Below are 13614 nucleotides of genomic sequence, written 5' to 3'. Positions count from 1 at the left end.
CGGCGGGATTGTCAAGGCGAAGCGGCCACTGGATAAGGCGATATGGCCGACAAGGACGAGAAAGCGGCGCGCCTGGCCGCCGCGTTGCGCGAGAATCTGCGGAAGCGGAAGGCCCAGGCGCGGGCGAGCGATTCGCCGCCCGCACCGCGCGAGGATGAGCCTAGCCGATAGGCGCGCATTTCGCCTGGAGCCATGCCAGCTCGTCGCCCGTCATCTCAGGCCCCAGAATCTGCAGCACTTTCGCGTGATAGGCGTCCAGCCAGTCGCGCTCGGCCACCGTCAGCAGGCCGGGCACGATCAGCGCGCGCTCGATCGGGCAGAAGGTCAGCGTCTCGAAACCCAGCATCGGCTCGTCGCCGCCCGGGATGAGCCGCTCCTCGACCAGGATGAGATTCTCGATGCGGATGCCGTATTCGCCGGCCTTGTAGTAACCGGGCTCGTTCGAGATGATCATGCCGGCGCGCAAGGGTTCGGACGGACCGCCGCCCGGATAATTGGGCTTGGCGATGCGCTGTGGCCCTTCATGCACCGCCAGATAGGCGCCGACGCCGTGGCCGGTGCCATGCGCGAAATCGAGTCCCGCTTCCCAGAGCGGCCGGCGCGCGAACGAATCGAGCTGGCCGCCATTGGTGCCCGGCGGGAAGACCGCGGTGGCGAGCCCGATATGCCCCTTGAGCACCCGGGTGAAGCGATCGCGCATCTCCGCGCTCGGCGTGCCGATCGGCAGGACGCGTGTCACATCGGTGGTGCCGTCGGCATATTGCCCGCCCGAGTCGACCAGATAGAGCTGGCCCAACTCGAGCGGTGCGTTCGATTCGGGCGTCGAATGATAATGCGGGCTCGCCCCATGCGCGCCCGTCGCCGAGATGGTGTCGAACGAGGTATCGCGCAGCACGCCGGTTGCCTCGCGGAATGTCTGAAGCTTCGCCACGCAGGACAGTTCGGTCTGCCCGCCCTTGGGCGCTTCCTCCTCGACCCATTTCAGGAAGCGCGCCAGGGCCGCGCCGTCGCGCGCAGAAGCCGCGCGGTGCCCGGCGATCTCGACCGGGTTCTTCATTGCCTTGGCCAGCACCACCGGATCGCGGAAGCTCAGCACCGTCGCCCCGCCCGCTTCGAGCCGGGAGAAGATCGCCGACACCGCACGCTCCGGATCGGCAGCGACGCGCTTGCCGGCATAAGCGCCGAGCGCCTCGGCGAACTCCGCGCGATCCCGCACGCGCACTGCGTTGCCGAGATGCTGCAGCACCTCGTCGCCCACCTTTTCCGGCGCGATGAACAGGTCGGCGGTGCCATCGGCATCGACGATCGCATAGGCCAGCGCGACCGGCGTATGCGCCACATCCTGCCCGCGCACGTTCAGCGCCCAGGCAATCGAATCGAGCGCCGAGAGCACTACGGCGTCCGCCTTGCGCTCGGCGAGCCAGTCAGCGATCGCCGCGCGCTTCTCGGCCGAGGATTTGCCGGCGCGGTCATCGTCCTGCACCGCGAGCTTCGCATCGGACGGCTGCGGCCGGTCGGGCCACACCGCATCGACCGGATTGGTGTCGACCGCGACCAGCTCTGCCCCGCGCTCGGCCAGCGCCCTGCGTGCTTCCTCGACCCAGCCGCGCGTGTGCAGCCACGGATCATAACCCACGCGCGCACCGGCCGCGGCGTGCGCGCCGAGCCACATCGCGATGCTCGTCGCGGGCACCGACACATATTCCCAGTTTCTGCCATCGACCTGCTCGCGCACCTGCAGGGTATAGCGCCCGTCGGTGAAGATCGCGGCTTCTTCGGGCAGCACCACCGCGCTGCCGGCCGATCCCTGGAAGCCGGTCAGCCAGGCCAGGCGCTGCGCATAAGCGCCGACATATTCGCTCATATGCTCGTCGGTCAGCGGCACGACGAACCCGTCGAGCCGATCGCGCTTCAGCTGGTCGCGAAGGGCGGCAAGGCGATCCTGGTAGCTGGACATTGCAGTCTCCGTTCGCCCTGAGCTTGTCGAAGGGCTGTTCTTCCTCTTTAGACGGTTAGAAGAAAGGGCAGGGCTTCGACAAGCTCAGCCCGAACGGAGTTTGACTTGACCGATACGCCCACACCCCCCGTCGCCGAGACCCGTCCGCACAGCGTCACCACGCACGGCATCACGATCGAAGACCCCTATGCCTGGATCAAGGACCCCGGCTATCCCGAGGTCACCGACAAGCAGGTGCTTGCCTATCTCGAGGCGGAGAATGCCTATTTCGAAGCGGTGATGGCGCCGCACAAGCCACTGACCGACCGGCTCTATGAAGAGATGAAGGGCCGCATCAAGGAAGACGATTCCTCGGTCCCGCAGAAGGACGGCGACTGGCTCTACTGGACCGCGTTCGAGACGGGTGGCCAGTATCGCAAATGGTGGCGCAAGCCCGTGGCGGGCGGGCCCGACGAGCTGATCCTCGACGAGCCGGCCCTGGCCGAGGGCAAGGAATATTTCCGTCTCGGCGCCTTTTCGGTCAGCAATGACGCCAGGCTGCTCGCTTATGCGATCGACGATAATGGCTCGGAGCGGTTCGAGGTCCGGGTCAAGGACCTGACCACCGGCGAGCATCTGCCCGACGTCATCCCCGGCATGCTCTCCGAAATCGTCTGGACCGCTGACGACAGCGGCTTCCTCTACGGCCTCGCCAATGAGCAATGGCGCACCGACAATGCCCGGCTGCACAAGCTCGGCACGCCCATCGCCGACGATATCGAGCTGTTCAAGGAAGCGGACGAGGGTTTCCGCGTCGGCGTCAGCGAAACCAGCTCGCGCAAATACATCGTCATCGCCAGCGGCGACCATGTGACGAGCGAAGTCTATCTGCTTCCCGCCGACAATGTCCTCGCCACGCCAATCTGCGTCTCGCCGCGCAAGGCCGGCCGCGAATATGATGTCGACGAGCATGACGGCACGCTGTTCATCCACACCAATGACTTGGATCCGAACTTCCGCCTGTGCACCGCATCGATCGACAATCCAGGCGAATGGTCCGAGCTGATCGGCCCGTCGGCGCATTTCTACATGACCGGCGTCGACTGTTTCCGCGACTTCTTCATCGTCGACGGGCGCGAGGACGGTCTCGATCAGATCGAGATACACCGCTACGATTCGTCGATCGCCCCGCAGCGCATCGTTTTCCCCGAGGCGAGCTATGACGCCGGCCTCGGCAACAACCCCGAATATGCGATGGACGTGCTGCGCGTCGGCTATGAATCCATGGTCACGCCCGGCACCGAATATGATTACGACGTCGCGACCGGCATCCTGACTACGCTCAAGGTGCAGGAAATCCCCTCGGGCTACGACGCCGACAAATATCGCACCGAACGGCTGAAGATCAAAGCCCGCGACGGCACCGAGGTGCCGGTGTCGATCGTCTATCCGAAGGATTTCCCGAAGGACGGCTCGGCCCCGCTCTTCCTCTACGCATACGGCGCCTATGGCTATGCCATCCCGCCGGGTTTCTCGACCGGGCGGCTGAGCCTGCTCGATCGCGGCTTTGCCTATGCCATCGCGCATATCCGTGGCGGCGACGATCTCGGCCAGCAATGGTATCTCGACGGCAAGCTGGAGAAGCGCGAGAACAGCTTCAACGATTTCGTCGACGTGGCGAAGGGCCTGATCGCCGGCGGCTGGACCAGCGCGGGCAGGATCGCCATCGCCGGCCGCTCGGCCGGCGGCGAGCTGATGGGCGCGGTGGTCAACAGCGATCCCGAGCTATGGGGGGCGGTGATCGCGGACGTGCCGTTCGTCGACGTGCTCAACACGATGCTCGACGAGTCACTGCCGCTGACGCCGGGCGAATGGCCCGAATGGGGCAACCCGATCGAGGACAAGGCAGCGTTCGAGCTGATCCGTTCCTATTCGCCCTATGACCAGGTAGCCGCCCATGCCTATCCGCCGATGTTCATCTCGGGCGGCCTCAACGATCCGCGCGTGACCTATTGGGAGCCGGCCAAATGGGCGGCGAAGCTCCGCGCGACCAAGACCGACGACAATCTGCTGCTGCTCAAGACCAATATGGGCGCCGGCCATGGCGGCAAATCGGGCCGGTTCGAGAGTCTGCGTGAAGCGGCCGAGGAGCATGCCTTCGTGCTGTGGCAGATGGGGGTCGAGGGATAATGGTCTTCACCCTCGCCAGGACCGCGACCGAGGCCGACATCGACGAGCTCGGCCACGTCAACAATGCGGTATGGGTGAAGTGGATCCAGGACATCGCGGTCGCGCATTGGGCAGCGATCGCGACCGCCGAACAGCAGGATAGCCTTATCTGGGTCGTGACCCGGCACGAGATCGATTACCGCGGCAATGTCGGTCCGGGCGAGACGGTGACGGGCGAAACCTGGGTGCCCGAACCGCCCCGGGGCGCCCGCTTCGACCGCCATGTGCGGTTCACCGGCGCCGACGGCAAGGTGAAGGTGGAGGCGGTATCGACCTGGGCGCTGCTCGACCGGGCGACGGGGCGCTTGCTCAGGGTGCGGCCGGAGCTGGCGGCGCCGTTTCTTTCTTGATCCTCCCCGGAACGGGGAGGGGGACCGCCCGCTTCTTCAGCGGGTGGTGGAGGGGGTTCTCCACAAGCGCACCGTCTGCGGAAGCCCCCCTCCACCAGCTTCGCTGGTCCCCCTCCCCGTTCCAGGGAGGATTGTCAGCCCGAATTCCGCAGCGCCGTCGCGATCGCGTTGATCGACAGGAGAATCCCCTCGGCGATCCGCGCGTCCGTCTCGCCCGCGCGGTGGCGTTTCATTAGCTCGATCTGCAACAGGTTCAGCGGCTCGATATAGGGCAGCCGCAGCCGGATCGACGCATCGAGCGCCGGATGCTTCTCCAGCAGGCGCGACTGACCCGTCACTTCCAGCAGTCCGTCATGCGTCTGCCGCCAACCGCTGCGGATCGCCCCGAACACCGAATCCGCCAGCGCCCGGTCCTCGACCAGCGCGGCATAGCGCTCGGCAATGTCCATGTCGGACTTGGCGATCACCTGCTCCATATTGTCGAGCGTCGCGGCGAAGAACGGCCAGCCCTGCGCCATCTCCGCCAGCAACCCCTTGTCTTCGAACCCGGCGATCGCCTGGCCGACGCCGTACCAGCCCGGCAGCATCACCCGCGCCTGCGCCCAGCTGAACACCCAGGGGATGGCGCGCAGATCCTCGATCCGGTCAGACTTGGTCCGGCTCGCCGGGCGCGATCCGATCTTCAGGCCGGAGATTTCGGCGATCGGGGTCATCTGGCGGAAGAAGGTGCGGAAGCCCTCCGTGCCATAGACCAGATCGCGATACGCCCTGAACGCGTTCCCCGACAGCGCATCCATCGCCGCGCCGAACCGCGCGGCTTCCACCGGTGACAGCGCATCGGGCTCCAGGCTGGCGAGCAAGGTGGCGGAGGCCATCGCCTCCAGATTGGTCATCGCGCTCTCGCGCGTGCCATATTTGCCGGCGATCACTTCGCCTTGCTCGGTGATGCGGATGCGCCCCTGCACCGTGCCGGTCGGCTGGGCGCGGATCGCCGCAAAGGCCGATCCGCCACCGCGCCCCACCGCGCCGCCGCGGCCATGGAACAGCTGCATGCCCACCCTGGCTTTGTCGAACACGGGCTTCAGCGCGGTCGATGCCTTGGACAGCGACCAGGTCGAGGTGATGTACCCCCCGTCCTTGTTCGAATCCGAATAGCCGATCATCACTTCCTGGAAACCGCGCGCCCGGGTGATCGCACCGGCCTCGGGCAAAGCGAACCACTCCGTCATGATGCCCGGCGCCGCCTCCAGATCGCCGATCGTCTCGAACAACGGCACCGCCATGATCGCGGCGGTGGGGACCTTGCCGGGCCGGTACAGGCCGAATTCCTTCAGCATCACATTGACTTCGAGCAGGTCCGAGACGGACTGCGCCATCGAGACGATATGCTGGGTGATGCAGCTCGGCCCATATTTCGCATGCGCGTCGGCCGCGGCGCGAATGATCGCCAGTTCGGAATTGGTCTCGTCCGAATAGGGTTCGAACGGGCTCGACAAAGGCCGTGCGTTGGACAGTTCGTGGCGCAGCAGCGAGACGCGCTCGGACTCGCCGAGAGCGAGATAGTCGGATTCGACCCCCGAGACCTTGAGCAACTCCGCCACGACTCGCTCCAGCACGGCACTGTTCTGGCGCAGATCGAGCGTGGCGAGGTGGAAACCGAAGGTCTCGACCGCGCGGATCAGCCGCCCCAGTGCCCCGCCCGAGGCAAGCGCCCCGCCGCCGCCCTTGCGCAGCGCCCGGGCGATGGTGACCAGATCGGCGCGGAAGGCCTGGGGATCGGGATAAGGCTCGCCGTGCAATGCCCCCGGCCGCGGCGCGGGCTTGCCGGTCAGCGCCAGATGCGTCGCCGCGAGCCGCGCGTAGATGCCCGACAGCGCCCGGCGATAGGGCTCGTCCTCGCGGCTGGGGGCGCTGTCGCCGCTCACCGCGGCCAGCGCCTGCACGCCGTCATCGGCCTCGGTGATGCCGGTCGAGATCGACAGCTCGGCACCGAGCGCGTTCACGGCGTCGAGATAATGGCCGAGCACGGCCTCGCACGCCTTGGCCAGCGCGATCTCGAGCGAGTCGGCGGTGACGAAGGGATTGCCGTCGCGATCCCCGCCGATCCAGCTCCCGGGCCGCAGGAAACTCGGCGCGCGTTCGCCAAGCGCCCGGTCCCAGCGCTGATAGAGCGCCGGCAGCGCGGGCAGGAACACGTCGCGCAGATAGCTCAGCGCCGTTTCCACCTCGTCCGCCACGAACAGCCGCTCCTTGCGCAGCACGCGCGTCTGCCACAGCAAGGCGATCTGGCGCAGGATCGCTTCGTCCACCGCATCGCCCTCGGGCGTCTCGGCGAGGCCGGCATCCTTGAGCGTCATCAGCTCGGAGATGCGGTTGCGATGGTCGATCATGCTCTTGCGCCGTACCTCAGTCGGGTGGGCGGTCAGCACCGGGGCGATCAGCGCATGGTCGAGCAGCGCCATCACCGCGTCGTGATCGATCCCCTCGTCCGCCAGCCGCTTCAGCGCGGATTCGACATCCGCCCCCTTTTCCGCGGCGACGCCCTGCCGGTCCTCGGCGAGATTGGCGAGCATCGAAAACAGCATGAAGCCGCGCACGAAATCGAGCGTCTCGTCCAGGCTCAGCCGGTCGAGCCCGAGATCGACCGCATCCTTGCCCGCCACCCCGCGATGCCGGTCGACCGAGGCCGCGCGGATATATTCGGTGCGCCGGAATAGCGTCTCCCCGCCATAGGCGCGGATCACGTCGCCGAGCAGCTTGCCCAGGAAGCGGATGTCGGGATTGTTCGCGATGGAGGGGAGATCGGCCATGAGCGGATGCTGCATTGCGGTAGAGCCGGGGTCAACCAGAGACGAAGCCAGGGGCCCAAAACATCGGCCCATCCTCCGTCACCCCGGACTTGTTCCGGGGTCCATCGTGCAACCAACACCGTCAGCGCGGGAGGAGAAATGGATGCCGGAACAAGTCCGGCATGACGCTTGTGCCAAATGAAAGCGGAACCGACCTCAGGCCTCCAGCTCGACGTCCCAATAGAGCCAGTCGTGCCAGGTATCGTGCAGATAGTTGGGCGGGAAGCGCCGGCCATGTTCCTGCAGATGCCAGCTGGTCGGCCGGATCGCGCCGATGTGCAGCGGCATGCCTGCCTGTTTCGGCGTGCGCCCGCCCTTTTTCAGATTGCACGGCGCGCAGGCGGTGACGACATTCTCCCAGGTCGTCCGCCCGCCCTGGGCGCGCGGCACGACATGGTCGAAGGTCAGGTCGTTGCCCGCCCCGCAATATTGGCATTCGAACTTGTCGCGCAGGAACAGGTTGAACCGGGTGAAGGCCGGAAAGGCGCTCGGCCGGACATAGGATTTCAGCGCGATGACCGAGGGCAGCTTGATCTTGTGGTTCGGGCTGCGCACCTCGCGCTCATATTCCGCGACGATGTCGACCCGGTCGAGGAACACCGCCTTGATTGCGGTCTGCCACGGCCATACGCTGAGCGGATAATAGCTGAGCGGCGTATAATCGGCGTTCAACACAAGCGCAGGGCAACTGTCCGGATGACGGATCAGATCGGGATGGTACACGCGAACGACCCCCTTTGCTTCCTGGCGCGGCCATTGCCGACTAGGATGACGCCGTGATGACAGCACAGCCCGCGACTCGCGGTCAAGAGCCGGTTTGAGCGAAATCGTCGCCCGATTCGCGCCCAGCCCTACGGGGCTGTTGCACATCGGCCACGCCTGGTCGGCAATCCTCTCGCACGACCGCGCGAAAGGGGCAGGTGGGCGCTTTCTGCTGCGCATCGAGGATATCGACGGCACCCGCAGCCGGCCCGACTATATCGACGCGATCGAGCGCGATCTTGCCTGGCTCGGGCTCGATTGGGACGGGCCGGTGTTGCTCCAGTCGGGACGGCTCGGTGTCTATGCCGCGGCGCTCGACCGGCTGAAGGCATTGGGGCTGCTCTATCCCTGTTTCTGCACCCGTGCCGAGATCGCCGCGAGCCTGTCCGCCCCGCACGGCGACGCCGGGTCGCTCTATCCCGGCACCTGCCGCCATCTTGCGGAGGATGTGCGCGCGCGGCGGCAGGCGGACGAGCAGCATGCATGGCGGCTGGACATGGCGCGCGCGCTCGACCTGCTCTCCCCGGCGGCGGAGGAAATGCCCGACCAGTTCCGTCACGACGGTCGGTTGGTCTGGCATGACGAGCTCATCGGCGACATGGTCGCGACGCCGGAAATCCATGGCGACGTGATCCTCGCGCGCAAGGACGCGCCGGCCAGCTATCACCTCGCCGTTACCGTCGACGACGCGGCGCAGGGCATCACCCATGTGGTGCGCGGCCGCGACCTGTTCGCTGCCACGCATGTCCACCGGCTGCTCCAAGCGCTGCTCGGCCTGCCGGTGCCCGTCTATCGCCACCACGCCCTGCTCGCCGACGATCGTGGCGAACGGCTGGCCAAGCGCAACAAGGCGCCGACGCTCGAGGCGATGCGGGCGGCGGGGGTGGATGGGCGAGCGCTCGCCGACGACCTGCGCGCCGGGCACCTGCCCATTGGCTTTCGGGTGTCGGAAGCCTAGATAAAGCCGATGAGCACCTTCCTTTTCATCCTGCTGATCGCGGCGATGCTCGCGACCCTCGCCATGCTGGTCCGCGGCCTTGCGGTCTTCCTGCTCAATGCCAGTAATGAAGTGAAGGGTGATGGTGGCCCATCCAAGGCCGCGCTCCAGTCGAACAAGGCGATGCAATATCGCATCTTCTTCCAGGCGATCGCCATCGTGATCGTCGTGCTGATCCTGTTCCTCGCTGGCAAGACCTGACCGTCGGTCGACCGGCATGGTCAAGCTCAACAAGATCTACACCCGCACCGGCGATAACGGCACCACTGGCCTGGTCGATGGGTCGCGCGTCGCCAAGAACGATCCGCGCATGGCCGCGATCGGCGATGTCGACGAGACGAACAGCGCGATCGGCGTGGCGATCTCGGCGCTCGGGCCGGGCCGATATGCGACCGCGCTGACCCGCATCCAGAACGACCTGTTCGATCTCGGCGCGGATCTCGCCACCCCAGGCGAGGATTTCGCACCGACCGACATGAGCTTGCGCATCGTCGCGGCGCAGGTGGTGCGGCTGGAGGAGGAGATCGATGCGATGAACGCCGATCTCGCTCCGCTGACCAGTTTTATCCTGCCCGCCGGCACCGCAGGGGCCGCCGCGCTTCACCTCGCCCGCGCCATTTCCCGGCGCGCTGAGCGTACCGCCGTTGCCGCTGGGCAGATTGTCCCTTTGAATCCGCTCGCGCTTTCCTATCTCAATCGCCTGTCTGACTATCTGTTCGTCGCTGCGAGGCGCGTGAACAAAGACGCGGGTGGCGACGTTCTGTGGATTCCGGGTGCGTCCCGCGATCCGAAGGAGCCCTAGCCTGGCTTGACTTTGGCCGATGCGTTCTGGAAAGGGAACAGAATGCGAACAAACTCGGAGCCTCAGGCCGAAACGGACGCCCTCGCGACGCGCTTCGCGAAGGTCCGCGCGTTGACCGAGGCGCTGGTCGCCCCGCTTTCCGACGCAGACGCGACGGTCCAGTCGATGGACGACGCGTCGCCTGCCAAATGGCATCTCGCGCACACCACCTGGTTCCTCGAAACCTTCATCCTGCGCGATTTCGTCGCCGGCTATGAGCTGCACGACGATCGTTTCCCCTTCCTGTTCAACAGCTATTACGAAGCCGAGGGGCAGCGCCACAGCCGTGCGCGCCGCGGCATGATCACCCGGCCGAGCCTCGCCGAGGTGCTGGCCTATCGCGCCCATGTCGACGCCGCGATCCGCGTCGCGCTGCCCGGTCTGCCCGATGCGGCGCTCGATCTGCTGACGCTCGGCTGCCATCATGAAGAGCAGCATCAGGAGCTGCTGGTCACCGACATGCTCCATCTGATGGCGCAGAACCCGCTCGAACCGGCGATCTGGCCCGCCGGGCGCAAGGTACCGGTCGCCATGCCCGGTCCGATCGGCTGGATCGAGGGCAAGGCCGGGATCGTCGAGGTCGGCCATGGCGGCGACGGTTTCGCCTTCGATTGCGAAGGGCCGCGCCACGAGGCGCTGCTCACCCCGCACGCCATCGCCGACCGCACCGTCACCAATGGCGAATGGGCCAGTTTCATCGCCGATGGCGGCTATGCCGATCCGCACCACTGGCTGTCCGACGGCTGGGCCTGGGTGAAGGCGCAGGGAATCGTGGCGCCGCTCTACTGGGAACAGCAGGACGGTGTGTGGACGCGGTTCGGCCTTGATGGCCGCCGCCCGATCGACCCCGCCGCGCCGGTCACCCATGTCAGCTTCTACGAAGCGGATGCCTATGCGAGCTGGGCCGGCGCCCGCCTGCCGACCGAATTCGAATGGGAAGCAGCCGCTGCCGCCTTCGATCCATCGGGCGGCAACCAGCTCGACGGCGCCGGCCCGGTCGAGCCACGCCCGGCCACCGAAGGGCCGGCCTTTTTCGGCGATGTCTGGCAATGGACCGGCAGTGCCTTTCGCCCCTATCCCGGCTTCAAGCCCGCCGAGGGCGCGGTCGGCGAATATAATGGCAAGTTCATGAGCGGGCAGTTCGTCCTGCGCGGCAGCTCCTGCGCCACGCCGCGCGGCCATGCCCGCCCGAGCTACCGCAACTTCTTCTATCCCCACCAGCGCTGGCAATTCACCGGCGTGCGTCTGGCCAAGGATCTCTGACATGCTGAAACAGGAAATCGAGGACGGCGACGTCACCCTCGCCGACCCCGCCTTTCGCGCCGACGTGCTGCGCGGCTTCGAGACTCGGCCCCGCGCCATCCCCGCGCGCTGGTTCTATGACCGGCGCGGCTCGGAGCTATTCGAGGCGATCACCGAACTCCCCGAATATTATCCGACGCGCACCGAGACCGAGATCCTGCGCCGCGCCTGCCCGGAAGTCGCGACGCTTGCCGGCGAAGGCCGCGCCGTGGTCGAGTTCGGCTCGGGCTCCTCGACCAAAACACCGATCCTGCTGCGTAGCGTGAACCCCGCCGCCTATGTGCCGATCGACATTTCGGGCGATTTCCTGCGCGAATCCTCGGCGGGCCTTGCCGCCGCCTTTCCCGGCCTGCCGGTACTGCCGGTCGAGGCGGACTTCCTCCGCCCGATCGCCCTGCCCGCCTCGGTCGCCGACCTGCCCAAGCTCGGCTTCTTCCCGGGCTCGACCATCGGCAACATGATCCCGCACAGCTCGGTCGACCTGCTCCGCGCGATGAAGGAATCGCTCGGCACGGGATCGATGCTGCTGATCGGCATGGACCGGATCAAGGACGAGCAGGTTCTGGTCTCGGCCTATGACGACGCCCAGGGTGTAACCGCTGCGTTCAACCTGAACCTGCTCGAGCGGATCAACCGCGAGCTCGACGGCACCCTGCCGATCGAGGCCTTTCGCCACCGCGCGATCTGGAACGACGATCGCGCCCGGATCGAAATGCATCTCGAAGCGACCCGCGACATCAGCTTCACCATCGAAGGCCGCCCCTTCTCCATGGCGGCGGGCGAGACGATCCACACCGAGAACAGCCACAAATACGGCCAGCGCGACGGCCGCATCCTGCTCCGCGCGGGCGGCTGGACGCCGATCGCCGAATGGACCGACCCGGACGGCCTGTTCGCGGTGATCCTCGCCGAAGCCCAGCCGGCCCGCTTCGCGCCCTGATTCTCCCCTCCCGCTTGCGGGAGGGGTCGGGGGAGGGCCTGTCCACGATCGATAAACCTGACTGGGAGGACAGGCCCTCCCCTAGCCCCTCCCGCATGCGGGAGGGGTGTGCGTGCTGCGTCGTTCTCTCGTCGATTCAACTGCCTCGAAAATCCGCTAGCATCCTGATCCAGCCGGCCAGTCCCAACCGACCGGTGCTGGATCTTTCTCATCGTCGGTATGCGTAACAGAGCCTGGTCCGGCACCTCTTATCCACCTGTTCCTCACCTGTTATGCCGGTAACAGGCGAAGCAGGTTAAACCATTGAATTAGCATCGGAAATCCGGGCCCCAAATCCAACATAACAGGTGAAGAAGAAATCCGCCCGATGGATCAGGTGGAACGGGTCAGCGAACCGGCGTGGCCCGCCAGATCGTCAGCCAGTTGATCGACCCGCGGCACTCGCCCATCTGCGTCGCCTCGATCAGCCGGAACATCGTCCCGTCCCAGACATAGGTCTCGCTCGACCCGCAATCGCCCAGGCCTCGCGCCTTGGTGTAGCTGCCGAGCCGGCCGAGCTTCGCGTCCCAATCGGCATTGACCAGAGTCGGCGTGCCCTCGGCCAGCGTCCATCCGGGCGGCGAATCGAAGCGCGCGATCACCGGCTTGCCCGCGGCGACGACGAACGGCACGGTCGAGAAATTATACGCCCCCGCCCCGCATGGCAGCAGCACCAGCGTCTTGCCCCCGCCGATCGCATTGCCGATGATCGGATCGTTGCTCTGCCCGTCCTCGGTCTCGCACCCCGACAACGACTGCATCGTCCTGATCAGGGCCGGCGTGACCTTTGTCGCGACGCCCGACGGTGCGATCGAGCGCACTTTCGGCAACGCTGCGACTGGCGGCACGGCGCTGGCCGGCTTCGTGCCCTTGGCGACCGCCGCCGTCACCGTTCCCGCACGGCCCTGTTCGGCATCGATGAACCGCAGCGCGGCGGCGGAACCCGCGAGGGAGGCATGTGCCACTTCCTTGCCCGTCTTCCTGTTCAGGGTCAGTCTCTTGCCATTGGCCATTGCGGCGACGATCCGCTCCGCGGCGTCGCCGGCCAGCGTCATGCCATCGTTCGCGACATTGCCATCGACGATCCGCTTGCCGTCGATCCGCACCGATACCGGTCCGGCGACCCCGCCATTGGTCGATAGCTCGAAGAAGAATCCGCCGCCGGGGCCCGCCGCGCGCGCAATCGAGAAGGAAGCGCCCGAATCGCTGCCGTCGGACTCTTCGTTCTCGGGTATCAGCGATGTCATCTCGCACACCCGGACATTGTCGCAGGCGACGGCCCAGTCACCGAAGCTGTTGATGGGCCCGGCGCGCGGTGTCGCGGCATCGGCCGCGGCGAAGAGGAGGAACAATCCGATCATGCCATCAT

At 66.4% G+C, this 13614-nt stretch carries 12 protein-coding genes; 8 read left to right on the top strand and 4 right to left on the bottom strand.

Annotated features, from left to right (window positions below; all coding sequences use genetic code 11):
* Window positions 1-42: 42 nt before the first annotated feature.
* A complete protein-coding gene (locus ACZ1I5_RS22625) occupies window positions 43-171 on the top strand; it encodes a hypothetical protein (protein ID WP_465171477.1) in 129 nt (42 codons plus the stop codon).
* Here ACZ1I5_RS22625 and ACZ1I5_RS22620 read toward each other — a convergent pair.
* Window positions 161-1957 carry an aminopeptidase P family protein gene (locus ACZ1I5_RS22620; protein WP_465171476.1) on the bottom strand — a complete coding sequence of 599 codons (1797 nt, stop codon included), beginning with the start codon at window positions 1955-1957 and terminating at the stop codon, window positions 161-163. The genes ACZ1I5_RS22625 and ACZ1I5_RS22620 overlap by 11 nt on opposite strands.
* 105 nt (window positions 1958-2062) lie before the next feature.
* Here ACZ1I5_RS22620 and ACZ1I5_RS22615 point away from each other — a divergent pair, with 105 nt between their 5' ends.
* Both ACZ1I5_RS22615 and ACZ1I5_RS22610 read left to right on the top strand, forming a co-directional pair.
* Window positions 2063-4126, top strand: coding sequence for a S9 family peptidase (locus ACZ1I5_RS22615; protein WP_465171475.1), 2064 nt, complete (start codon window positions 2063-2065; stop codon window positions 4124-4126).
* The gene (locus ACZ1I5_RS22610) at window positions 4126-4515 is read left to right on the top strand and encodes an acyl-CoA thioesterase (RefSeq protein ID WP_465171474.1); all 390 of its coding nucleotides are present in this window, start codon (window positions 4126-4128) and stop codon (window positions 4513-4515) included. Before ACZ1I5_RS22615 ends, ACZ1I5_RS22610 begins: the two co-directional genes overlap by 1 nt.
* A 134-nt stretch (window positions 4516-4649) precedes the next feature.
* Here the strand turns inward: ACZ1I5_RS22610 and ppc are convergent, their stop codons facing one another.
* Together ppc and ACZ1I5_RS22600 are read right to left on the bottom strand one after the other, a co-directional pair.
* Window positions 4650-7325: a phosphoenolpyruvate carboxylase gene (ppc, locus tag ACZ1I5_RS22605; protein WP_465171473.1), complete on the bottom strand. Its 2676-nt coding sequence runs from the start codon at window positions 7323-7325 to the stop codon at window positions 4650-4652.
* A gap of 195 nt (window positions 7326-7520) precedes the next feature.
* A complete protein-coding gene (locus tag ACZ1I5_RS22600) occupies window positions 7521-8087 on the bottom strand; it encodes an HNH endonuclease (protein ID WP_465171472.1) in 567 nt (188 codons plus the stop codon).
* A 94-nt stretch (window positions 8088-8181) separates the two neighbouring features.
* On the opposite strand from ACZ1I5_RS22600, the gene gluQRS reads away from it, so the two are divergent.
* From gluQRS to egtD, 5 genes are read left to right on the top strand one after another with little or no spacing between them, the layout of a single operon-like run.
* The gene (gene gluQRS / locus ACZ1I5_RS22595) at window positions 8182-9084 is read left to right on the top strand and encodes a tRNA glutamyl-Q(34) synthetase GluQRS (protein ID WP_465171471.1); all 903 of its coding nucleotides are present in this window, start codon (window positions 8182-8184) and stop codon (window positions 9082-9084) included.
* A 9-nt stretch (window positions 9085-9093) separates the two neighbouring features.
* Window positions 9094-9324 (top strand): twin transmembrane helix small protein, encoded by a 231-nt coding sequence (locus tag ACZ1I5_RS22590; protein WP_465171470.1) that lies wholly within the window; start codon window positions 9094-9096, stop codon window positions 9322-9324.
* Between the two features lie 16 nt (window positions 9325-9340).
* On the top strand, window positions 9341-9925 hold the full coding sequence (locus tag ACZ1I5_RS22585) for a cob(I)yrinic acid a,c-diamide adenosyltransferase (RefSeq protein ID WP_465171469.1): 585 nt from the start codon (window positions 9341-9343) through the stop codon (window positions 9923-9925).
* Between the two features lie 42 nt (window positions 9926-9967).
* Window positions 9968-11227 carry an ergothioneine biosynthesis protein EgtB gene (gene egtB / locus ACZ1I5_RS22580; RefSeq protein WP_465171468.1) on the top strand — a complete coding sequence of 420 codons (1260 nt, stop codon included), beginning with the start codon at window positions 9968-9970 and terminating at the stop codon, window positions 11225-11227.
* 1 nt (window position 11228) lies between these two features.
* On the top strand, window positions 11229-12206 hold the full coding sequence (gene egtD / locus ACZ1I5_RS22575; protein ID WP_465171467.1) for an L-histidine N(alpha)-methyltransferase: 978 nt from the start codon (window positions 11229-11231) through the stop codon (window positions 12204-12206).
* A 386-nt stretch (window positions 12207-12592) separates the two neighbouring features.
* Here the strand turns inward: egtD and ACZ1I5_RS22570 are convergent, their stop codons facing one another.
* A complete protein-coding gene (locus ACZ1I5_RS22570) occupies window positions 12593-13606 on the bottom strand; it encodes a DUF1176 domain-containing protein (RefSeq protein ID WP_465171466.1) in 1014 nt (337 codons plus the stop codon).
* Window positions 13607-13614 lie beyond the last annotated feature (8 nt).

It is taken from the genome of Sphingomonas sp. BL-S-30 (genome assembly GCF_055521475.1).
The sequence above is the reverse complement of the archived record's forward strand: the minus strand, read 5'-3'. Positions and strand labels throughout refer to the sequence as shown.